Here is a 20045-nt window from a genome sequence, read left to right as displayed (position 1 = left end):
GGGGCGTGGGCGGCGGGGCGGCGCGGTGATGTCGGGGGCGTGGGGCGGCGTGGGGTGAGGTCGGGGCGTGCGGAAAATGCGTCGCGCCAAGGCGGTCGAGCGGTCAGAGTGGTCGCCGTCCGTACACACGACCGAGCTGCGCGTGCGAGCCACCACGGCCGCGGAAGCGCGCCGCCACGGTCGGACCAAGGGGAGGAGTCCGTCCATGTCCACGCTGCGCGTCACCGCCGAGAAGCTGACCATCCTGGAGCACCCGAACGCCGATGCTCTGGAGCTCGCACAGGTCGGCCTCTACCGGGCGGTGGTCGCGAGGGGCGCGTACCGGACCGGAGACCATGCCGTCTACATCCCCGAACAGTCCGTCCTCCCCGAGGAGTTGATCGCGGAGCTCGGCCTGACCGGCAAGCTGGCCGGCTCCCGGGCAAACCGGGTGAGGGCGGTACGGCTGCGCGGTGAGCTGTCCCAGGGCATCGTCTGCCGGCCCGCCGTGCTCGCCGACACCGACCTGGCGGCCGCGGCCGAGCAGGGCGCGGACTTCGCCGAGCTGCTCGGCGTGGTCAAGTGGCAGCCGCCGGTGCCGACCTCGATGAGCGGCGACGTGGTCAGCGCTCCGGACCTGCTGCCCTGGGTGGACATCGAGAACCTCAAGCGCTACCCCGACGTCTTCGAGCCCGGCGAGCCGGTGGTGCTGACCGAGAAGCTGCACGGCAGCTGCTGCCTGGTCACGTACACCGCCGAGACCGGCGAGGTGCAGGTGTCGTCCAAGGGGATCGGTGCGAAGGGGCTGGCGCTGGCCGAGGACGAGCGCAACCTCTACTGGCGGGCGGTGCGCGCGTACGACATCCCGGCGGTGGCGGCCCGGCTGGCGGAGCGGCTCGGCGCCGAGCGGGTCGGTATCTTCGGCGAGGTCTTCGGCGAGGGCGTGCAGGACCTGGCCTACGGGGTCTCCGCGCGCGCCGGGCGGCCCGGGTACGCGGCGTTCGACGTGTCGGCCGTGGTGGACGGGCGGCTGACCTGGCTGTCCGCGCCCGAACTGCTGGACGGTGAGCTGCCGTTGGTGCCCGAGCTGTGGCGCGGGCCGTTCGACCCGGAGACCGTGCTGGCGCACGCCCACGGCAGGGAGACCTGCTCCGGGCGTGAACTCCACCTGCGCGAGGGCGTGGTGGTGCGGCCGGTGACCGAGCGCTGGAGCATGAAGCTCGGCGGGCGGGCGATCGCCAAGGTGGTCAGCGACGCCTACCTGACGCGCAAGGGCGGCACCGAGTACGAGTAGGCCGAGAGGCCGACGGGACCGGCTGCCTTGGCTGTCCCGTCGCCGCGCTGGCCGCGCCGGCTGTCCTGGCGGCACTGGTTGCACGATCCTTCCGGCATTGACTACCCGTCAGTAGAGTTGTCGGTGCGCATCCCTGTGCAGAAGGAGTCACCCATGGCCACCGAAACCGTCATACCCGGACCGGTCGGCAATCCGCTGGTCGGGTCGCTGTTCGACCTCACCCGTCGGCCGCTGCGCACCTACCTCGCGGCCCGCCGCGACCACGGCGACGTGGTGCGGCTGCAGGCCGGCCCGCCCGGACTGCGGGTCGAGTTCTACGCGGTGTTCTCCCCGGACGGGGTCCAGAAGGTGCTGGGCGGGGAGGCGGCCAACTTCCGCAAGGAGAGCGCCTTCTACGACGAGCTGCGGACCAGCGTCGGCAATGGCCTGCTGACCAGCCAGGACGAGGGCTACCAGCGTCAGCGCCGACTGATCCAGCCGCTGTTCACCCACCGCCGGGTGGACGGCTACGCGGACGTGATCGCGCGGGAGGCGCAGTCGCTCACCGAGCGCTGGCGCGCGGTGCCGGACGGGGTGGTGGACGCGGCGGAGGAGATGTCGCGGTTCGCGATGCGGGCGGTCGCACGGATCCTCTTCGGCGCGGACGTGGAGGAAGCGGTCGAGGTGGTCCACCACAACTTCCCGCTGCTCGGCGAGTACGTCAAGGAGCGCGGTTTCGCCCCGGTCCGGGTCCCGCGCACCTGGCCGACCCCGGGCAACCGGCGCGGCCTCGGCGCCCAGCGGGCGCTGTACGAGGTCTGTGACCGGATCATCGCGGAGCGCGCCGCGCGCGGGGACAACGAGGACGCGGACGACCTGCTCACGCTGCTGGGGCGGGCGCGCGGCGAGGACGGGGAACGGCTGGACCCGGACGAACTCCGCGACCAGGTCCTGGTGTTCCTGATCGCCGGGCACGAGACCACGGCCACCTCGCTGGCCTTTGCGCTGCACCTGCTGGCCAAGCATCCGGAGCACCGGAAGCTCGCCCAGGAGGAGGCGCGGACCGTCCTGGCCGGGCGGGCGCCGAAGGCGGCGGACCTGGAGGCACTGCCCTACATCACCCGGGTGCTGAAGGAGGCGATGCGGCTCTACCCGGCGGCGTCGCTGGTCGGCCGGAGGGCGGTCGACGAGACCGTCATCGACGGGTACGTCATCCCGGCGGGGGCCCAGGTCGTCGTCGCGCCGCTGGTCACCCACCGGCACCCCGACCACTGGGCGGACCCGGAGCGCTTCGACCCGGACCGCTTCCTGCCGGAGGAGGAGAAGGCCCGGCACCGCTACGCCTGGTTCCCGTTCGGCGGTGGGCCGCGGGCGTGCATCGGGCAGCACTTCTCGATGCTGGAGTCGGTGCTGAGCCTGGCGGTGCTGCTGCGGGACTTCGAGGTGGAGGCGGTGGACCGGCGGGTCGCGCTCGCCCAGGGGATCACGCTGCGGGCGGCGAGCCCGATGCGGATCCGGGTGGCGGCCGCGGGCTGAGCTGGTTCGGCGGTCGGCGGTCGGCGGTCAACTTTCAGCGGACAGATGACAGATGTCAAACTCTGTTATCCGTCCGCTGTTTGTTGTTTGCCGCCTGCCGTCCGGGCATACGACCGGGTCATTCGAACACACCGCCCGTCGCTCGCGGGCAGCTTTTCAGATCTTCGGGTGGCGGTTTCCGGCCCCTCGATAGCGTCCCACGCACCCCAGGCCGAAACCGCACATGCGAATGGCATATGACGAGACCGGGTCCCCACGGATCTGACAGCGCCTCGCCGCCGATCGCATGGAGTCCGCCCGGCCCGGGGAGCCCGGGCGCACCGCGTACCGCCCCGGGCCCGACCGGTCGACCGGAGGTCCCATGGGCACCCTCAACCCCCTCAGTCTCGGCTGGCTGACCCCCGCCCTCTCGTATCTGATGGCCTGCGCCGGTGCCGCCCTCGGGCTGCGCTGCACGCTGCGCGGTCTGGCCGCGAGCGGTGCCGCCCGGCGGAACTGGCTGGTCACGGCCGCCGCCGCGATCGGCTCCGGCATCTGGACCATGCACTTCGTCGCCATGTTCGGGTTCGCCGTCGACGGCACCGAGCTGCGCTACAACGTCCCGCTGACCGTCCTCAGCCTCGTGGTCGCGGTGCTGGTCACCGGCCTCGGTCTGACCGTGGTCTGCTGCGGCGCGCACCGCGGCCTCTCCCTACTGGCGGGCGGTGTCACCGCCGGCCTCGGCGTCGCCGCGATGCACTACCTGGGCATGGCCGCCGTACGGATGCACGGCGGTCTGAGCTACGACGCCGGGACGGTCGCGCTGTCCGTACTGGTCGCGGTCGGCGCCGCCACGGCCGCGCTCTGGGCCGCCGTGACCATCCGCAACGTCTACGCGGCCGGGGCCGCCGCGCTGGCCATGGGCCTCGCCGTCAGCTGCATGCACTACACCGGCATGGCCGCCGTGCACGTCCGGTTGGAGCCGGGCCGGGGCGGCCTCGGCGGGGCCGGCGCGATGGAGTTCGTCTTCCCGCTGGCCGTCGGCCTCGGCTCGTTCCTCTTCCTCGCCTCGGCCTTCGTCGCGCTCTCGCCGACCGCCCAGGAGCGGGCCGGCTACCGGGAGGCGGGCGAGCTGGCCATCGAGGAGTACCCCGCCACTGCCGCGCACCCCGCGCCCGAACCGCCCGAGCCCGGTCTCCCCGGAGCCGAGCGCCACGACGCGGAGCACCACGACCGCGCCGCCTGAGCGCGGCAACCTGAGCGCGGCCACCTGGACACTGCGTGCCCGGGCGCGTCAGGCCTCGTGCGGCTCCCGACCACTCCGCCTCCGCCTCCGCTCCGTCTCCGCCCCGCCCCGCCCGAAAGGCTCCTCACCCATGCGAGAAGACCGCGGTACCGCCCCCGGTGCCCGTCGGGGTGCCCATGCCGGGCCGCCCGCCCGTCCACCGCGGCCCGGCGCATGGCTGCACGGGCTGCACGGGCTGCGCCCCCGGACCGTCCGGGCCCGGATCATCGCCCTGCTGATGGTCCCGGTCGTCTCGATCATCGCCCTGTGGGGGTTCGCCACCGTCACCACCGCCCAGGGCGTCTGGGACCTGCTGCGCCAGCGCGACGCCCAGCGCACCGTGCTCACCCCCGTCGCCGGGACCATCGTCGGGCTGCAGGCCGAACGCGCCGCAGCCGGTCAGCTGCTGGCCGCCCCGGCGACCGCCCCCACCGAGGCCCGGGAGAGCGCCCTGCGCGAGGCCTCGGCCACCACCGACCGCGCGATCACCCCGCTGTACCCCGATCCCCGGCACCCCGACCAGGGCTACAACCGCGCCGACGCCCAGGGCCTCGGTGGTGACGCCGCCGCCCGCCTGGACGCCCTCGGCGCCGCCCTCGCGGCCCTGCCCGAGCTGCGCGGGCGCGTGCTGGCCAGGAGCGTCGGCTGGCCCGAGGTGTATGCCGCGTACGGCGAGGCGGTGGACCGGGCGCTTGCCGCGGCCGGCGCCGTCACCCTGCTGCAGGACCATCCGGCCGCCGCCGACACGAGGGCGCTGCTGGAGCTGGCCCGCTCCCGCGAACTGCTGGCCCGCGAGGACGCGCTGCTGCGAGTCGCCCAGCTCACCGGCGCGCTCGGCGACGACCAGCTGCGCGAGTTCTCCGGCACGGCCTTCGCCCGGCGGGAGTTCGAGCGGAGCTCCGCCGCCGACCTGCGCTCCGCCGACCGGGCGGCGCTGCTCGCCGTCACCGGCGGCCAGGATCATCGCGAGCTGGTCGGGTACGAGGAGAGGGTCCGTGCCGCCGCCGACGGTCGGACGGTCGTCGCCGCGGTGCCGGCGGACCGGTGGGCGATGGTCGCCGGGAATGTCGTGAGCGGCCTGCGCGCCATCGAGGACCAGGCCGGACGGGTTGCCTCCGAGCGCCAGAATCCTTACGCCCTGGGCCTGTTCACCCCAGCCGGGATGGCCGTTCTGCTCGGTCTGGTCGGCGTGGTCGCCTCGCTGGTGATCTCGGTGCAGATCGGGCGCGGACTGGTGACCGACCTGATCGGCCTGCGCAATACGGCACTTGAGCTGGCCGGTCGCAAACTGCCCGCCACCATCCGGAAGTTGAGGGCGGGCGAGGAGGTGGACATCGAGGCCGAGGCGCCGGGGCCGGTGGGCGGGGGTGACGAGATCGGCCAGGTGCACCGGGCGCTCGGCACCGTCCTGCGGGCGGCCGTCGCGTCGGCGGTCGAGCGGGCCGAGGTGTTGTCCGGGGTATCCGGGGTGTTCGTCAACCTCGCGCGGCGCAGCCAGGTCCTGGTGCACCGCCAACTCACCCTGCTGGACGCGATGGAGCGCCGCACCGAGGACCCGTCCGAGCTGGCCGACCTGTTCCGGCTCGACCACCTCACCACCCGCATGCGCCGCCACGCCGAGGGCCTGATCATCCTCTCCGGCGCCGCCCCCGGCCGGGCCTGGCGCAGGCCCGTCCCGCTGGTGGACGTGGTGCGCGCGGCCGTCTCGGAGGTCGAGGAGTACGCCCGGGTCGAGGTGCACCCGCTGCCGCGCGCCGCCGTCGCCGGGCACGCCGTCGCGGACCTCACCCACCTGGTCGCCGAGCTGGTCGAGAACGCCACCGGCTTCTCCCCGCCGCGCACCCGGGTGCACATCCGGGGCGAACAGGTCGGCACCGGCTACGCGTTGGAGATCGAGGACCGCGGCCTCGGCATGGGCCCGGAGGCCCTGGTCGCCGCCAACCGCCGGATCGCCACGGCCGAGCAGACCGACCTCTTCGACAGCGACCGGCTCGGCCTGTTCGTGGTCAGCCGGCTCGCCCGGCGGCAGGACGTCAAGGTCTCGCTGGTGACCTCCGCGTACGGCGGCACCACCGCGGTGGTCCTGCTGCCCACCGCGCTGCTGACCGACGGGGCGGCGGACGGGCTGCATCAACCGTACGATCCGGTGCCGGAGTCGGGCGTCGCACCGGTCGATCCTGCCGCGCCGGTCCCGGTCGGGCGCGCGTACCCGGGTTGGGTCGAGCGGGAGTTCGGCCCGACGGGCGGGGACAGCCTGCGCGATGCGGGGAGTGAGGGACTTCCGGCGGTGGGTGGGCCACCGCCGGAGGGTGGGGCACTGCCGCCGTTCGGCGTCCGGGGGAGCGACCCCGGGCCGGTGCGCCGCACCCCCATCCGGGCCTCGAGTGCCCGGGTGGTCGGCCCGGCTGCGGACGGAGGCCCGGGTGCCGCCGTCCGTCCGCAGTCCGGGCCGCCGCAGCCGTACCGAAGGGGCCTGGAGTCGGAGTCGGATCCGCAGCCGGATCAAGTGCCCGCCGATCGTCAACTCGATGCAGGGCGCCAGGAGTTGCCGCGTCGGATCCGTCAGGCGAGCCTCGTTCCGCAGCTGCGCGAGGCCCCGGCCGGACCGGGCCCCCGCCCCCGCCGTATGACCGCCGCCACCGCCGGACCGCCCACGGCGCCGGGGACGGGCCCCGAACGTCGCGCCCACGAGGGTGGCGGTCATGAGGGCCGCAGCCCCGAGGCGGCGCGTGCGGCGATGGCGGCCTTCCAGGAAGGGTGGGCGCGCGGCCTGCGCCCCGAGGGCGGACGGTACGACCGTCTCGCGGACCGGCCCGCCGGCCGACCCACCGCTCAGCAGCCCGCCGACCTCCCACCGCCGCAGGGCCCGCGCGGTCCCCTGTTCCCGCCCCGACCCGAAGGAGAGCGCCCGTGATCGGCACCACCCACCGCGCAGGAAAACTGAACTGGCTCCTCGACGAGCTGGTCCGGCGCGCCCCCGAGGTCCGCTTCGCCGTGATGCTCTCCGCCGACGGACTGGCCACGGGCGCCTCGGCCGGCCTGCCGCGCGAGGACGGCGAGCACCTGGCCGCCATCGCATCCGGCTTCCACAGCCTGGCCAAGGGCGCCGGACGCCACTTCGGCGCGGGCGAAGTCCGGCAGACCATGGTCGAGTTGGAGGGCGGCTACCTGTTGGTCGCGGCCGCCGGGGAGGGCACCTGCCTGGCCGTGTTCGCCACCGCCCGGGCCGACCTCGGTCTGATCGCCTACGAGATGGCCAGACTGGTCCGCCGGGTCGGGGAGCACCTGAGCACCCCGGCGCGCGCGGTGGACGGCTGGTGAGCCCGGTGCCCCGCCCGTCCGCCGAGCGGCCGTCCCGCGAGGGGTGGTCCGCCGAGCGACATCCGGAACACCCGCCGGCCGAGGCCGGGCGACACCCCCGCAACCCGCTCGCCGCCGCCCACCGGGCCCGCTGGTACGACGAGGAGGCCGGCCCGCTGGTCCGCCCGTACGCCATGACGCGGGGGCGCACCGGGGCCGGCGGGCAACAGCTCGACCTGATCGCCGTCGTCCTCAGCGTCCTGCCCGACCCGGCGCTCGTCCCGGACACGCCCGAGCCGCCGGTCGGTCCCGAACAGGCGCGCATCCACGCGCTGTGCCGGGGCACCCCGCTGTCCGTGGCCGAGCTCGCCGCCGACCTCGACCTGCCGGTGGGCGTCGTACGGGTGCTGCTCGGCGACCTGCTGGCGGCCGGACTCATCCGGGTCAACCGCCCCGTCCCGCCCGCCCTGCTCCCCGACGAGCGCATCCTCCAGGAGGTCATCCATGGACTCCGCGCGCTCTGACCACCGATCCGCTCCGTCCGATCCGTCCCGCTGGTCTCACTCGTCCGACCCGTCCGACCCGTCCGGGGCTTCCGGGTCTTCCGGAGCGTCGGTGGCGGAGGACCCCGACGGCACCGTGCTCGCGCTCAAGATCCTGGTGGCGGGGGGCTTCGGGGTCGGCAAGACGACGCTGGTCGGCGCGGTCAGCGAGATCCGCCCGCTGCGCACCGAGGAGCGGCTGACCGAGGTCGGGCGCGGGGTGGACGACCTCGACGGTGTGGAGCGCAAGAGCACCACGACGGTGGCGATGGACTTCGGGCGGATCACCATCCGGGAGGGCCTGGCGGTCTACCTCTTCGGCACTCCGGGGCAGGACCGCTTCTGGTTCCTCTGGGACGAGTTGGCCCAGGGCGCGCTGGGTGCCGTGGTGCTCGCCGACACCCGCCGCCTGACGGACTGCTTCCCGGCCGTCGACTTCTTCGAGCACCGGGGCATCCCGTTCGTGGTCGCGGTCAACCGGTTCGCCGGGGCCGGGGAGTTCGGCCCGGACGAGGTCGCCCGCGCGCTGGACCTGGACACCGGCACGCCCGTGCTGCTCTGCGACGCGCGCCACCGGTCGTCGGGGAAGGAGGTGCTGATCAACCTGGTCGAGCACGCCGGCCGGGTGCGCGCCGCCCGGCTGCTCGCGGACGCCGCGCCGGCGGGGTTCGGGTGAGGTGGTGTCGGTGTGACGGCCGTCGGCGGTCAGATGACAGCTTTCAGATAACAGCGTTCAGCTGACAGAGTTCAGCCGACAACTGACAGCTGACAGATTTCGAAATCTGTCAGCTGTCAGTTGGTACCTGTTACCTGTCGCCCCTCACCCCGCCGACCGTCGGCCGCCGTCCGCGCCGGGGTCGCCAGGCCGCCGGGGCACGTTCAGCTGTGCCACTGGAAGACGATCTTCGTCCAGGCGGAGCCCGGGCAGTTGCCCCAGACGTCCCAGGCCTCCGGCCGCGCGCCGATCCACAGGCCGGTGGTGTGCGTGCCGTTGGCACAGTAGGTGATGGTGCGCAGCCAGCCGGAGTAGATGTTGCAGTAGCCCTCCCAGCGCCAGCCGTAGTTCGCGGTGATGACGCAGTGGTAGGGCGCGGCGGCGACGGTGTTCGACGCCGCGATGGACCCGGGGGTGATGCTCTGGTCCGGGGCGGGCGCCGCCGCCGCCGGCAGGGTGGTGGTCCCGAGCACGCCGAGGGTGGCCGCGGCGGCCATCCCGAACGTGGCGATCTTCCTGGCGATGCAGCCTCGCATGGTGCTTCTCCTTGCTGGACGGTTCTCAATGGGTGGAGCGCCCCGGCCGTCCGGATGCGTGGGCGGGGACGAATTCCCGCTCCCCGTACGGCCGGTGACGTATTGCATACGAATGACTGCGGAAAGTGAGACGACAAACTATGATGTGACCTGTGTCACAACGGTTCCGATTGGGCTGCGACCAGGCCCGATCGGGCGTTCGGGGTGCCGATTCCCGGGGAGAGCGGCATGGCGGATTGCGGCGGTCGACGAGTGGGTGGCGGGCCGGAAAAGGGTTTCGGCCCGTGTGAGAGCGGCGGTCAACCGGCCGATTTCAACCGGCTGTTCACCGATCTGCTGCCCCGCCTCCAGCAGGCGGCCGCCTCGCTCACCGGAAGTCCGCTCGCCGCCGGGGACGTCGTCCACGACGTCTACCTGCGGATCGCCCGCCGGCCGGAGCGCTTCCTCGGCCATCCGCAGCCGTACGCCTACGCGTTCACCGCGATGGTGAACATCCTGCGCGACCAGTGGCGCCGGGAGCGCCGGAGGGTCCCGATGTCCGAGGTGCGGGAGGCGGGCGAACGGGCCGGGCGGGGCCGCGCGATGCCCGATCCCCGGGCGGGTGGGATGGCCGAGCTGCAGGCGCGCTGGGAGGTGGTCCGGCTGCTGGGCTTCCTGACCGCCAAGCAGGCCCGCGCGGTGGCGCTGGTCGACCTCGACGGCTACAGCGTCGACGAGGCCGCTGAACTGCTCGGGCTGCACCGCAGCACCCTGGCCGTCACCCGCCGCCGGGCCCACGGGCGGCTGCGCGCCGTCCTCGAACGGGAGCGCGAACGGGAGCGCGAACGGGAGCGTGGGCGGGAGGGCGAACGGGAGCGTGGGCGGGAGGGCGAGCGGGAGGGCGAGCGGGGTGCGGACTGCGGTCGTCCGCCGCCCGCCGTGCGGCGGCCCGACGCACCGAGCTGACGGCAAGTCAGCTGATGCGCCGCCCCGGCCCGTACGCTCAAATCGTGATCACGTACGAGGACCGCCGCTTGCGTGCCCTGGCCGAGGACGGCCGCTGGCACGAGCTGCTCGCCGCCTACCGGCAGGGCCGGGCGGCCGCCGTGGTCGAAGCGGGGGAGGAGACCGCGGCGGCCCTGACCGCGCCGCTCGGCCATCTGATCGCCTACGCGGCGCCGCCCGAGCTGGCCGTCCGGTTGTTCGACCGGGATGGCGGCGAGGGGACGGTCGCCGGGGTGGCCGACCACGACGCCGGCCCGCTGTGGGAGGTGCTCGCGACCCGGCACTCCTGGCTGCGGCTGGCGCCGCTGCTCGGCCCGGCCCCGGTGCGCCGGCTGGTCGCGCACACCCGGGTGCTGCTCGGCGAGGACCTCTCGTACGGGGCCGAGCCCGATCCGGAGGGTGTGCCGCTGCGGCTGGAGCCGTGGGAGGCGGCGGGGTGGGAGGAGCCGGCGCGGGTGCGGGAGTACCTGCCCGGCGGAGGCGCGCGGAGCGCGCTGCTGACCCTGCCGGCCAGCCGGGAGGGCCTGGGCACGGTGGAGCTGCCGGCGCCGGTGGCGCGGGCCGACGGCCGGCCGGTCGGGCAGCGGGTCACCCGGGCGCTGGCCGAGCTGGGCGCGCTGGCGCCGTGGGCGGAGGTGGTCTGTGTCCGCGGCCAGGCCCCGCTGGCGGCCGCGCTGCTGGCCCGTGGCCGACGGGTGGTCGGCGGGTACCTGCCGTTCGCGCTCGCCTACCCGGCGCTGGTACGGGCCGCCGCCGTCGGACGGGCGCAGGGCTGCGCGCACGGGCGGCTGGGGCTGTGGCGGGCGCTGGCGGCGATGGCCGGGGCGGACGGGCCGGTGCCGGGTGAGGTGAACGCGCTGGTGGCCCGGATGCGCTGCTTCACCTGGCACGAGCCAGCGGCCGGGTTGCACCACCTGCACGTCGCGCTGGAGGATCCGGCCAGTGGGGTGGCCTGGGCGGTCAGCGGCTCGCAGGAGCTGTGACGGGCGGCCCATGGCGTCGGGGCCGGGGGACGGAAGGGCCCCCGGCCCGGCGCCGTTTCCGGGGGATGGGGGGAGGCGCCGGACCGGGGGAGTGAAGGGGACGCGCGGTCGCTCAGGCGGCGGCGGGCGCGGCGCCCCGGGCGGGGGCGGTCTCGGGCTCCTCCTCCGGCGCCGGGCTGCCTTCGCCGTGGCCGTCGGTGTCGTGGCCGTCGACCAGGGTCAGCTCGTCGAACGGCACCTCGCCGGCCAGCACCCGGTGGGCGCGCTCGGTGTCGAGCTCACCGGTCCAGTGCCCGATCAGCACGGTGGCGACGGCATTGCCCGCGAAGTTGGTGAGCGCGCGGGCCTCGGACATGAAGCGGTCGATGCCGACGATCAGGCCGACCCCGTCCACCAGCGCGGGCTTGTGCGACTGCAGCCCGCCCGCGAGGGTGGCCAGGCCGGCGCCGGTGACCCCGGCCGCGCCCTTGCTCGCGATCACCATGAACACCAGCAGCGAGAGCTGCTCGCCGATCGACATCGGCTTGTCCATGGCCTCGGAGATGAAGATCGAGGACATGGTGAGGTAGATCGCGGTGCCGTCGAGGTTGAAGCTGTAGCCGGTCGGCACGGTGATGCCGACGACCGGGCGGCTGACGCCCAGGTGCTCCATCTTGGCGATCAGGCGCGGCAGCGCGCTCTCGGAGGAGGAGGTCGAGAGGATGAGCAGGAACTCGCGGCCGAGGTACTTCAGCAGCGCGAACACATTGACCCCGGCGACCAGGCGCAGCAGCGTGCCCAGCACCACGACGACGAACAGCGCGCAGGTCAGGTAGAAGCCGATCATGATGACCGCGAGGCTCTTCAGCGCGGCCGTGCCGGTGGCGCCGACCACGGCGGCCATCGCCCCGAAGGCGCCGATCGGCGCGACCCACATGATCATCGCCATGACGCGGAAGACCAGCCGCTGCACGTGCTCGATCCCGCGCAGCACCGGGGCGCCGACCGGGCCCATCGCCTGCAGGGCGAAGCCGGTGAGCAGGGCGACCAGCAGGGTCTGCAGCACCTTGCCCTGGGTGAGGGCCGAGAACATGGTGTCGGGGATCATCCCGAGCAGGAAGTCGGCAGTCGACTGGGCTCCGCCGGCCGCCGCCTGGGCGTGGCCGGACTTGGCCAGCGCGGCGGTCAGGTGCAGGCCGCCGCCGGGCTCCAGCAGGTTGCCGACGACCAGGCCGATGGCCAGTGCGACGGTCGACATGACGAGGAAGTAGCCGAGGGCCAGGCCGCCGACCTTGCCGACCTTCGCCGCCTTGGTCACCGAGCCGATGCCCAGCACGATGGTGCAGAAGATCACCGGGCTGATCATCATCTTGATCAGATTGACGAACCCGGTGCCGACCGGCTTCAGCTCCACGGCGAAGCCGGGGGCGGCCAGCCCGACCACCACGCCCGCGATCACCGCGGCGATCACGGCGAGGTAGAGGTAGTGGGTCCGGTCCTTGTGTCTGGGTCCCCCCGCCGTTGCGGCTCCAGCGATCGACATCTGCGGCTCCTTCGCCCTGCAGTCCTGGCGGCCCCGGGTGGTGGGCCGCTCCGAACTATGGGCCGAGGCGTGACGGAGGTCACGTTTGCGTTCATAGAGTTCACGATCGGTGCAGCAGGGTCGGCACCGGTGCAGCTGGGTCGGCCGAGCCGCCCGTGGTGCACACTGGCTGGCATGTCCGAGCGCACCGCCCCCACCGCCCCGCGCCGACGGCTCTCCCTGCTCCGCCTGCTCCGTCCGTCCCGCCTGCTCCGTCCGTCGAGGTTGCCCCGTCCGTCGGGTGTGCCCCGCAGGTTGCCCCGGCGCCTTCCCCGTCGGCTGGTCCGCAGCCTGGCCGGGCAGCTGTTCGTCGTCCAGGTGGTGATCGTCGCCGCCGTGGTCGCGGGCGGTGCGGTGCTCGCGTACCTCTTCACCGCCGACCGGAACGAGGACGCGGCCCGCCGCCAGGTCACCGCGGTCGCCCACGCCGTCGCCGACTCGCCGTCCGTCCGGGCCGCGGTCACCGGCCCGGACCCGACCACGGTGCTCCAGCCGTACGTCGAGCAGGTGCGGACGGACACCGGGGTCTCCTTTATCACCGTCATGGACACCGACGGCGTGCGCTGGACCCACCCGCTGCCCGAGCAGATCGGCAAGCGCTACCTCGGGCACATCGACTGGGCGCTCGCCGGGCAGACCCGCAGCGAGACGTACACCGGCACGCTCGGCCCGTCCGTCCGGGTGGTCACGCCGGTATGGGACGACCGGCACCGGGTGATCGCGCTGGTCAGCGCGGGCCGCACCGTCGAGTCGATCTCCGCGCAGCTCAGCGGCCCGCTGATGGCCCTGGTCGGGGTGGCGGTGGCCGCGCTCGCGCTCGGCGGAGTCGGCACCTATCTCGCCAACTCCCGGCTGCGGCGGCACACTCACGGCATGGGGCCGGACGAGCTCAGCCACCTCTACGAGTACCACCAGGCCACGCTGCGCTCGGTGCGCGAGGGACTGGTCCTGCTGGACCGCTCGCACCGGGTCGTACTGTGCAACGACGCCGCCCGCGAACTGCTCGGCCTGGCAGGCGACGTGGACGGGCGACCGGTGGCGGAACTGGACCTGCCGGAGGCGCTGGTGGCGGCCGTCCTGGGCGAAGAGCCGGTCCGGGACGAGGTGCACCTGACCGCCGAGCGGGTCGTGGTGCTCAACACCTCCACCATCGGCACCGGCCTCGGCCGGGTGGTCACCCTCCGGGACCACACCGAACTGCAGGCGCTCAGCGGCGAGTTGGACTCCGTCCGCGGCTTCACCGAGGCGCTCGGTGCCCAGGCGCACGAGGCCGCCAACCGGTTGCACGCGGTCGTCTCGCTGATCGAACTCGGCCGCCACGAACAGGCGGTGGAGTTCGCCACCGCCGAACTCGAGCTCGCCCAGCAGCTCACCGACCGGGTGGTCGCCGCGGTGAGCGAGCCGGTGCTCGCTGCGCTGCTGCTCGGCAAGGCCGCCCAAGCCGCCGAGCGGGGCGTGGAGTTGACTCTCACCGAGGACAGCAGGATCGACGACGGGGTGCTCCCGCCCGGGCTATCCGCCCGGGACCTGATCACCGTCCTCGGCAACCTGATCGACAACGCCGTGGACGCCGCCATCGCCGGAGCCGCGCAGAGCCCCGTCCCGCCGGAGGTCACCGTCACGGCGCGGGTCGACGGCGGTGGGTTCTCGGGCGGTGGCCCCGCGGACGGCGATGGCTCCTCGGAGGACGGCGGCTCCTCGGACAGCGCTGGTGGCGAGGGCATGGACGGCGACTGCCTGCTGCTGCGGGTCGCCGACACCGGCGCGGGCATCGACCCCTCGGCCGTCGAGGACGTGTTCCGGCGCGGCTGGAGCACCAAGCAGGACGGCCGCGGGCACGGCCTCGGGCTGGCGCTGGTCGCCCAGGCCGCTCGGCGCAACGGCGGCACCGTCGAGGTCGGGCGCGAGCGCGGCGCGGTGCTGACGGTCCGGCTGCCACTGGCCGGCCGACCGGGGGACCCGGGGGAGTCGGGGGAGTCGGAGATGTCGGGGGGGCCGCAGGGGTCGGGAGGGCCGAGAGGGCGTGAGCCGGAGGGGCGGGAGCGGCAAGGACGCGAGCCGGAAGGGGTTCGGGCATGACCTCGCGCCACGAAACCGAGCCGCCGGGGATCTCCGTCCTGGTCGTCGAGGACGACCCGGTGGCGGCCGCCGCGCACACCCTGTACGTCGAGCGCGAGCCCGGTTTCCACGCCGCCGGCACCGTCCACAGCTGCGCGGACGCGCTGCGCTTCCTGGACCGGGCCCGCGCCGCCGGGACTCCCGTCGACCTCACCCTGCTCGACCTCTACCTGCCGGACGGCCACGGGCTGCAGCTGTGCCGTACGCTGCGCGCCGCCGGCCACAGTACCGACGTCATCGCGGTGACCTCGGCGCGCGACCTCGCGATGGTCCGGCAGGCGGTCTCGGCCGGGGTCGTGCAGTACCTGCTGAAGCCGTTCAGTGCCGCCGCCCTGCACGACCGGCTGGAGCGTTACGCCCGCTACCGCGACAGTCTGGGGCGCACCGGCGAGGCCACCGGCCAGGACGAGGTCGACCAGGCGTTCGCCCTGCTCCGCACCCCCGAGCGCAGCACCCTGCCGAAGGGGCTGAGCGCGCCCACCCTGGACACCGTCGCCTCGGTGCTGCGGGAGGCCGCGACCGGGCTGTCGGCGGCGGCCGCGGGCGCCGCCGCCGGGGTCTCGCGGATCACCGCGCGGCGCTACCTGGAGCACCTGGTGGACACCGGGCGGGCGGTGCGGGAGCCGCAGTACGGCAACGTCGGGCGGCCGGAACTCTGCTATCGGTGGAAGGCGAAGCCCTGAGGGCAGGACGCGAGGCCGGGCGGGCCGGGTGGGGCGTGACCTTTCGGTGCGGCGGTCGTTGAGAACGGCAGGGGGAGTCGGAGGAGGGCGTGGGGCGGAACCGGGGGAGGTTCACCCGCTCGGGTGGTTCTGGGTGACCCGCGGGCATTCCGCCAGGTCAGGAGCGATAAAGTTAGGCTTACCTAACTTCTTCTGGGGGTTGTCGTGTCGCTCGCTGCCGTACCTGCCCAGGCCGCCTCCGGAGCCCCGGCGCTGGCCCCGCCCCCGGCCCCCGGTGAGGCCATCCTGCGCCGTCAGCGCGTCCGCGAATCCGCCGCCAGAACGTACGCCCGCTCCTTCCCGATCGTCCCGGTCCGCGCCAACGGCATGACCGTCGAGGGCGCCGACGGGCGGCGCTACCTGGACTGCCTCTCCGGCGCCGGCACGCTCGCCCTCGGCCACAACCACCCGGTGGTGCTGGAAGCCATCCGCCGCACCCTCGACAGCGGCGCCCCGCTGCACCTGCTCGACCTCGCCACCGCCGAGAAGGACGACTTCACCAGCGCCCTGTTCGAGAGCCTGCCCGCCGAGTTCGCCACCCGCGCCCGGGTGCACTTCTGCGGCCCGGCCGGGACGGACGCCGTCGAGGCCGCGCTCAAGCTGATGCAGACCGCCACCGGCCGCCCCGGCGCGCTCGCCTTCACCGGCGCGTACCACGGCATGACCGCCGGCGCCCTCGCGCTCACCGGCAACGTCGCCGTCAAGGAGCCGCTGCCGAGCGGTGGCGAGGTCGTCCGGCTGCCTTACCCGTACGGCTACCGCTGCCCGTTCGGGGTCGGCGGCGAAGCGGGCGCCGACCTCGGCGCGACGTACGTCGAGCGGCTGCTGGACGACCCGGCGGGTGGTGTGGTGCCGCCCGCCGCGATGATCCTGGAGGCCGTCCAGGGCGAGGGCGGCGTCGTTCCCGCCCCCGACGGCTGGCTGCGCGAGATGCGCCGGATCACCACCGAGCGCGGCATCCCGCTGATCGTGGACGAGGTGCAGACCGGCGTCGGCCGGACCGGCGCGATGTGGGCGGTCGAGCACAGCGGAATCGTCCCGGACGCGATGGTGCTCTCCAAGGCCATCGGCGGCAGCCTGCCGCTCGCCGTCGTCGTCTACCGAGAGGACTACGACGGCTGGCGGCCCGGCGCCCACACCGGCACCTTCCGCGGCAACACCCTCGCCATGGCCGCCGGAGCCGCGACCCTGCGGTACGTCGCGGCGCACGGCCTGGCCGAACGGGCGGCCGTCGTCGGCGAGCGGATGACGGCCCGGCTGCGCGAACTCGCGGGCGAACTGCCGGTGATCGGCGACGTGCGCGGGCGGGGGCTGATGCTGGGGGTCGAACTGGTCGACCCGACGGCCGAGGCCGACGCCTGCGGGGCCCACCCGGCGGACCCGGCGCTCGCCGTCCGGGTGCGGGAGGCGTGCCTGGCGCGGGGGCTGATCGTCGAACTCGGCGGGCGCCACGACGCGGTACTGCGGCTGCTCCCGCCGCTCACCATCACGGACGAGCAGGTGGCGGCGGTACTGGAGCGGCTCGCGGACGCGATCGCGGCGGCTTCTTCTTTGGCGGAGGCTCCTGGGGCTGGGGCTGGGGCTGGGGCTGGGGCTGGGGCGGCGTCGCCGTCGGCGCGTGGTGCGTGGAAGGCCGAGCGGTGAGCGGGTCCGGAACCGGACCAGTCGGGCTGCCGGGGGGCGAGGTCGCGCCGGACGCCCTGTCCGGCGGTGCGGCCGGGCCCGGTGCGCTCGGGCCACTGCTGGCCACCGTCCTCGACGCCCTGGACACCGGCACCGCCATGCGCTCCGGACCACTGCCGGCCGGCAGCCCCGCCGAGATCGCCGCGCTGGTCGGCGACGCCCTGGCCGCCGCCCGCGGCCGCGACGCGCTCGCCCGCCTCACCGAACTTCTCGCCTACGGCGCCGCCGACCCCGCCGACCCCGCCTGCGCCGCCCACCTGCACTGCCCGCCGCTCGCCGTCGCCGCCGCGGCCGACCTTGCCGTGAGCGCCCTCAACCCGTCACAGGACTCCTGGGACCAGGCCCCCGCCGCCACGGCGCTCGAGACCGCGCTGCTCGCGGAACTCGCCGAGCTGGTCGGCTACGACCCCCGGCGCTCCACCGGGGTCCTCACCTCCGGCGGCACCGAGTCCAACCTGATGGGGCTCATGCTCGCGCGCGACCAGAAGCTCGACGGCATCGTGGAGCTGGACGGGATCCCGGCGGGCGCCCGACCGTGCATCCTCGCCTCCGAAGCCGCGCACTTCTCCGTCCAGCGCGCCGCCGCACTCCTCGGACTCGGCGAACGGGCCGTCGTACCCGTCCCCGTCGACCGTCAACTCCGGATGCGGGAAGATGAGTTGGAGCGGGCGCTGGCCGAGGCCGGCTGGGCGGGACGGACCCCGATCGCCGTCGTCGCCACCGCCGGCACCACCGACACCGGAGCCGTCGACCCGCTGGCCGCCGCCGCCGACCTCGCCGGACGGTACGGCGCCTGGCTGCACGTCGACGCCGCGTACGGCGGCGGGGCGCTGCTCTCCGACCGGCTCGCCCCGCTGCTCGACGGCATCGCCCGCGCCGACTCGGTCTCCCTCGACTGGCACAAGCTCGGCTGGCAACCGGCCGCCGCCGGGATCTTCCTGGTCCGCCGCGCCGAAACGTACGTCTCACTCGCCCGCCGCGCCGAATACCTCAACCCCGTCGACGACGAACAGGCCGGCTACCCCAGCCTGCTCGGCCGCTCCCTGCGCACCACCCGCCGCGCCGACGCCTTCAAACTCGCCGTCACCCTGCGCACCCTCGGGCGAGAGGGCCTCGGCCGCCTTGTCGACACCTGCCACGACCTCGCCCACGTCGCCGCCGACGCCATCCGCGCCGACCCCTCCCTCGAACTGCACGCCGACCCTGTCCTCACCGCCGTCCTCTTCCGCTACCGCCCGCAGGGTGTGACGGACGGGGAAGCACTCGACGAGCTGAACGGCCGGTTGCGGCGGCTGTTGCTGCGCAGCGGGCGGGCGGTGGTCGGGCGCACGGAACTGCCGGGGGCGGGGCCGGGCCGAGTGCGGTTGAAGCTGACGCTGCTCAACCCGCACACGACAGCCGGGGAGGTCGGGACGCTGCTGCGGGAGGTGGTGGGCGCGGGTCGCAAGGTGGCGGGCGAACGGGCGGGGTAGCGGCTCCTCCAGGCGCAGTGCTCCAGGCGTCGTGCTTCAAGCGTCGCGGTTCGGGCGTCGTGGTTCACGTATCGCGGCTCGGGCGTCACACGGTTCGTGTGGCGCCCTTTCTTCTGTTTCCAAATCAGAAGCCTCTTTCCGGAGCGGTGTTGGAGGAAGTGACACTGGCGTGGGAGGCTGTTCGGGGATATCGGACCGTGCCCCGACAATGTCCGTGGACATATCTTCGCGAGGGTGTACAGGCTGTTTCCGGCCGCCCGGTGATCACATTCCGCCAACCCCCGGGTAGGGCTTGCGGAGATCCCGACGAGCGGCGGTAACTTCATGTGGCCGCAGCCCCACCATGCGCACACGGCACCCCCGGGTAGGCCGCCTGATCAGGCACTCGTCGCCCAGGCGCGGTGATCACTCCCTGGCATCCGGGTGAACTCCGCCTATCCGCCGTGCATTTCTGTGAACCCCGGTAAATCCACGTGAACCCCCGTCCTGTGACCATGCTGTGAAGCGGAGGCAAGGCATGCGCGAAACCATCCCGGACGACGAGCCGATAACCACCCCGGCGGGCCTGTACGAGGCCCTCCCGTACTCCCGTCGGTGCCGGGAGATCTGGCAGCGGGGCGAGCACCTGCTCATCGGTGTCAGTCCGGGGAACAGCTATTTCAGTCACCGCCGGATCGCCGAACTCATCGGGTGGGGGCTGGAGTTCTTCGACGGCATCGACATCGTGTACGCCGACCTCCATGTCGCGACCCAGTTCGAGGCCTTCGGCCACACCCCCGAGCACGCGCAGCGGCGGGCTGCCAAGGAGGTAAAGGCCACCGCCCGCCGGATCGAGCGGGGCGTGGCGGATTCCGGCTCCCAGAGTGCCGTACGGGTGCACGCCCTGTCCGACTTCACCGCCGACGACGCCTACCGGCGGCTGCATCGCCAGGCCGTCGACGGCCTGCGGACCGACCCGGTGTACCGGGCCGCTGCGGAGGGCATGGCGCGCGGCTTCCTGACCGCCCGGCTGGACGAGGGACTGGCTCCCAATGAGCCCCAACTCGCCGCCGGACTGCGCTACATCACGGCCGAGCTGCCGTTCTTCCTGGACACCCCGGCGCTACTCGGGGTGTCGTCCTCGGTCAGCTGCTACCACCTGCAGCTGCCGCTCACGCCCGTCCTGTTCGGGCGGGACGAGGGGATGCGGGCGGCGGCGGGCCAGGCCTACGCGGTGGTCCGGCCGGCCCACGTGCCCTCGGTTCCGGCCGTCCTCGCGTCCGAGCTGCCGGCGGCGGGGCGCGAACCGGTCGTGACCGGAGCCGCGCCGGTCGGAGCCGGTCCCGCCCGGGCCGCGTAGCCAACTCCCTGTCCCTTTCCGGGCTTACCGCCGCTTCA

The 20045-nt window shown here is 74.1% G+C and carries 16 protein-coding genes; 14 read left to right on the top strand and 2 right to left on the bottom strand.

What is annotated here, in order from left to right:
* Nucleotides 1-205: 205 nt before the first annotated feature.
* The 7 genes from ACIBEC_RS01310 (at nt 206) to ACIBEC_RS01280 (ending at nt 8570) form a co-directional block, all read left to right on the top strand.
* Nucleotides 206-1273 (top strand): RNA ligase (ATP), encoded by a 1068-nt coding sequence (locus ACIBEC_RS01310; protein ID WP_360490161.1) that lies wholly within the window; start codon nt 206-208, stop codon nt 1271-1273.
* A 153-nt stretch (nt 1274-1426) separates the two neighbouring features.
* On the top strand, nt 1427-2788 hold the full coding sequence (locus ACIBEC_RS01305; RefSeq protein WP_360490159.1) for a cytochrome P450: 1362 nt from the start codon (nt 1427-1429) through the stop codon (nt 2786-2788).
* A 361-nt stretch (nt 2789-3149) separates the two neighbouring features.
* Nucleotides 3150-4013: an MHYT domain-containing protein gene (locus ACIBEC_RS01300; protein ID WP_360490157.1), complete on the top strand. Its 864-nt coding sequence runs from the start codon at nt 3150-3152 to the stop codon at nt 4011-4013.
* Between the two features lie 130 nt (nt 4014-4143).
* Nucleotides 4144-6966 carry a nitrate- and nitrite sensing domain-containing protein gene (locus ACIBEC_RS01295; RefSeq protein WP_360490156.1) on the top strand — a complete coding sequence of 941 codons (2823 nt, stop codon included), beginning with the start codon at nt 4144-4146 and terminating at the stop codon, nt 6964-6966.
* Nucleotides 6963-7373, top strand: coding sequence for a roadblock/LC7 domain-containing protein (locus ACIBEC_RS01290; protein WP_360490154.1), 411 nt, complete (start codon nt 6963-6965; stop codon nt 7371-7373). The genes ACIBEC_RS01295 and ACIBEC_RS01290 overlap by 4 nt, the downstream gene beginning before the upstream one ends.
* A gap of 155 nt (nt 7374-7528) precedes the next feature.
* Nucleotides 7529-7876 (top strand): DUF742 domain-containing protein, encoded by a 348-nt coding sequence (locus ACIBEC_RS01285; RefSeq protein WP_360490714.1) that lies wholly within the window; start codon nt 7529-7531, stop codon nt 7874-7876.
* Between the two features lie 91 nt (nt 7877-7967).
* On the top strand, nt 7968-8570 hold the full coding sequence (locus tag ACIBEC_RS01280) for an ATP/GTP-binding protein (protein WP_360490152.1): 603 nt from the start codon (nt 7968-7970) through the stop codon (nt 8568-8570).
* 203 nt (nt 8571-8773) lie between these two features.
* Here ACIBEC_RS01280 and ACIBEC_RS01275 read toward each other — a convergent pair whose 3' ends face one another.
* Complete coding sequence (locus tag ACIBEC_RS01275; RefSeq protein ID WP_360490150.1) at nt 8774-9145, bottom strand: hypothetical protein; 372 nt, start codon at nt 9143-9145, stop codon at nt 8774-8776.
* 228 nt (nt 9146-9373) lie between these two features.
* Here ACIBEC_RS01275 and ACIBEC_RS01270 point away from each other — a divergent pair, with 228 nt between their 5' ends.
* Complete coding sequence (locus ACIBEC_RS01270; RefSeq protein WP_360490148.1) at nt 9374-10090, top strand: RNA polymerase sigma factor; 717 nt, start codon at nt 9374-9376, stop codon at nt 10088-10090.
* A gap of 44 nt (nt 10091-10134) precedes the next feature.
* The gene (locus ACIBEC_RS01265) at nt 10135-11112 is read left to right on the top strand and encodes a hypothetical protein (protein WP_360490146.1); all 978 of its coding nucleotides are present in this window, start codon (nt 10135-10137) and stop codon (nt 11110-11112) included.
* Nucleotides 11113-11224: 112 nt separating this feature from the next.
* On the opposite strand, the gene ACIBEC_RS01260 is transcribed toward ACIBEC_RS01265, so the two are convergent.
* Nucleotides 11225-12634 (bottom strand): cation:dicarboxylate symporter family transporter, encoded by a 1410-nt coding sequence (locus ACIBEC_RS01260; protein WP_360490144.1) that lies wholly within the window; start codon nt 12632-12634, stop codon nt 11225-11227.
* A 174-nt stretch (nt 12635-12808) separates the two neighbouring features.
* On the opposite strand from ACIBEC_RS01260, the gene ACIBEC_RS01255 reads away from it, so the two are divergent.
* From ACIBEC_RS01255 to ACIBEC_RS01235, 5 genes are all read left to right on the top strand, one after another.
* Nucleotides 12809-14752, top strand: coding sequence for a sensor histidine kinase (locus ACIBEC_RS01255; protein ID WP_360490142.1), 1944 nt, complete (start codon nt 12809-12811; stop codon nt 14750-14752).
* On the top strand, nt 14749-15474 hold the full coding sequence (locus ACIBEC_RS01250) for a response regulator (RefSeq protein ID WP_360490140.1): 726 nt from the start codon (nt 14749-14751) through the stop codon (nt 15472-15474). Before ACIBEC_RS01255 ends, ACIBEC_RS01250 begins: the two co-directional genes overlap by 4 nt.
* 204 nt (nt 15475-15678) lie before the next feature.
* Complete coding sequence (locus tag ACIBEC_RS01245; protein ID WP_396287659.1) at nt 15679-17157, top strand: diaminobutyrate--2-oxoglutarate transaminase; 1479 nt, start codon at nt 15679-15681, stop codon at nt 17155-17157.
* Nucleotides 17154-18668 carry a pyridoxal-dependent decarboxylase gene (locus ACIBEC_RS01240; protein ID WP_360490138.1) on the top strand — a complete coding sequence of 505 codons (1515 nt, stop codon included), beginning with the start codon at nt 17154-17156 and terminating at the stop codon, nt 18666-18668. Before ACIBEC_RS01245 ends, ACIBEC_RS01240 begins: the two co-directional genes overlap by 4 nt.
* 517 nt (nt 18669-19185) lie before the next feature.
* On the top strand, nt 19186-20007 hold the full coding sequence (locus ACIBEC_RS01235) for a tRNA-dependent cyclodipeptide synthase (RefSeq protein WP_360490136.1): 822 nt from the start codon (nt 19186-19188) through the stop codon (nt 20005-20007).
* Nucleotides 20008-20045 lie beyond the last annotated feature (38 nt).

Source organism: Kitasatospora sp. NPDC051164 (assembly GCF_044455625.1).
Taxonomy (GTDB): Bacteria; Actinomycetota; Actinomycetes; order Streptomycetales; family Streptomycetaceae; genus Kitasatospora.
This window is presented reverse-complemented; position numbering and strand designations above follow the sequence as displayed.

Bases quoted from the DNA above. Each gene is read 5' to 3' on its own strand.
- ACIBEC_RS01250 (WP_360490140.1), top strand. From the start codon at position 14,749: ATGACCTCGCGCCACGAAACCGAGCCGCCGGGGATCTCCGTCCTGGTC.
- ACIBEC_RS01255 (WP_360490142.1), top strand. From the start codon at position 12,809: ATGTCCGAGCGCACCGCCCCCACCGCCCCGCGCCGACGGCTCTCCCTG.
- ACIBEC_RS01305 (WP_360490159.1), top strand. From the start codon at position 1,427: ATGGCCACCGAAACCGTCATACCCGGACCGGTCGGCAATCCGCTGGTC.
- ACIBEC_RS01235 (WP_360490136.1), top strand. From the start codon at position 19,186: ATGCGCGAAACCATCCCGGACGACGAGCCGATAACCACCCCGGCGGGC.
- ACIBEC_RS01295 (WP_360490156.1), top strand. From the start codon at position 4,144: ATGCGAGAAGACCGCGGTACCGCCCCCGGTGCCCGTCGGGGTGCCCAT.
- ACIBEC_RS01260 (WP_360490144.1), bottom strand. From the start codon at position 12,634: ATGTCGATCGCTGGAGCCGCAACGGCGGGGGGACCCAGACACAAGGAC.
- ACIBEC_RS01275 (WP_360490150.1), bottom strand. From the start codon at position 9,145: ATGCGAGGCTGCATCGCCAGGAAGATCGCCACGTTCGGGATGGCCGCC.
- ACIBEC_RS01270 (WP_360490148.1), top strand. From the start codon at position 9,374: ATGGCGGATTGCGGCGGTCGACGAGTGGGTGGCGGGCCGGAAAAGGGT.
- ACIBEC_RS01310 (WP_360490161.1), top strand. From the start codon at position 206: ATGTCCACGCTGCGCGTCACCGCCGAGAAGCTGACCATCCTGGAGCAC.
- ACIBEC_RS01300 (WP_360490157.1), top strand. From the start codon at position 3,150: ATGGGCACCCTCAACCCCCTCAGTCTCGGCTGGCTGACCCCCGCCCTC.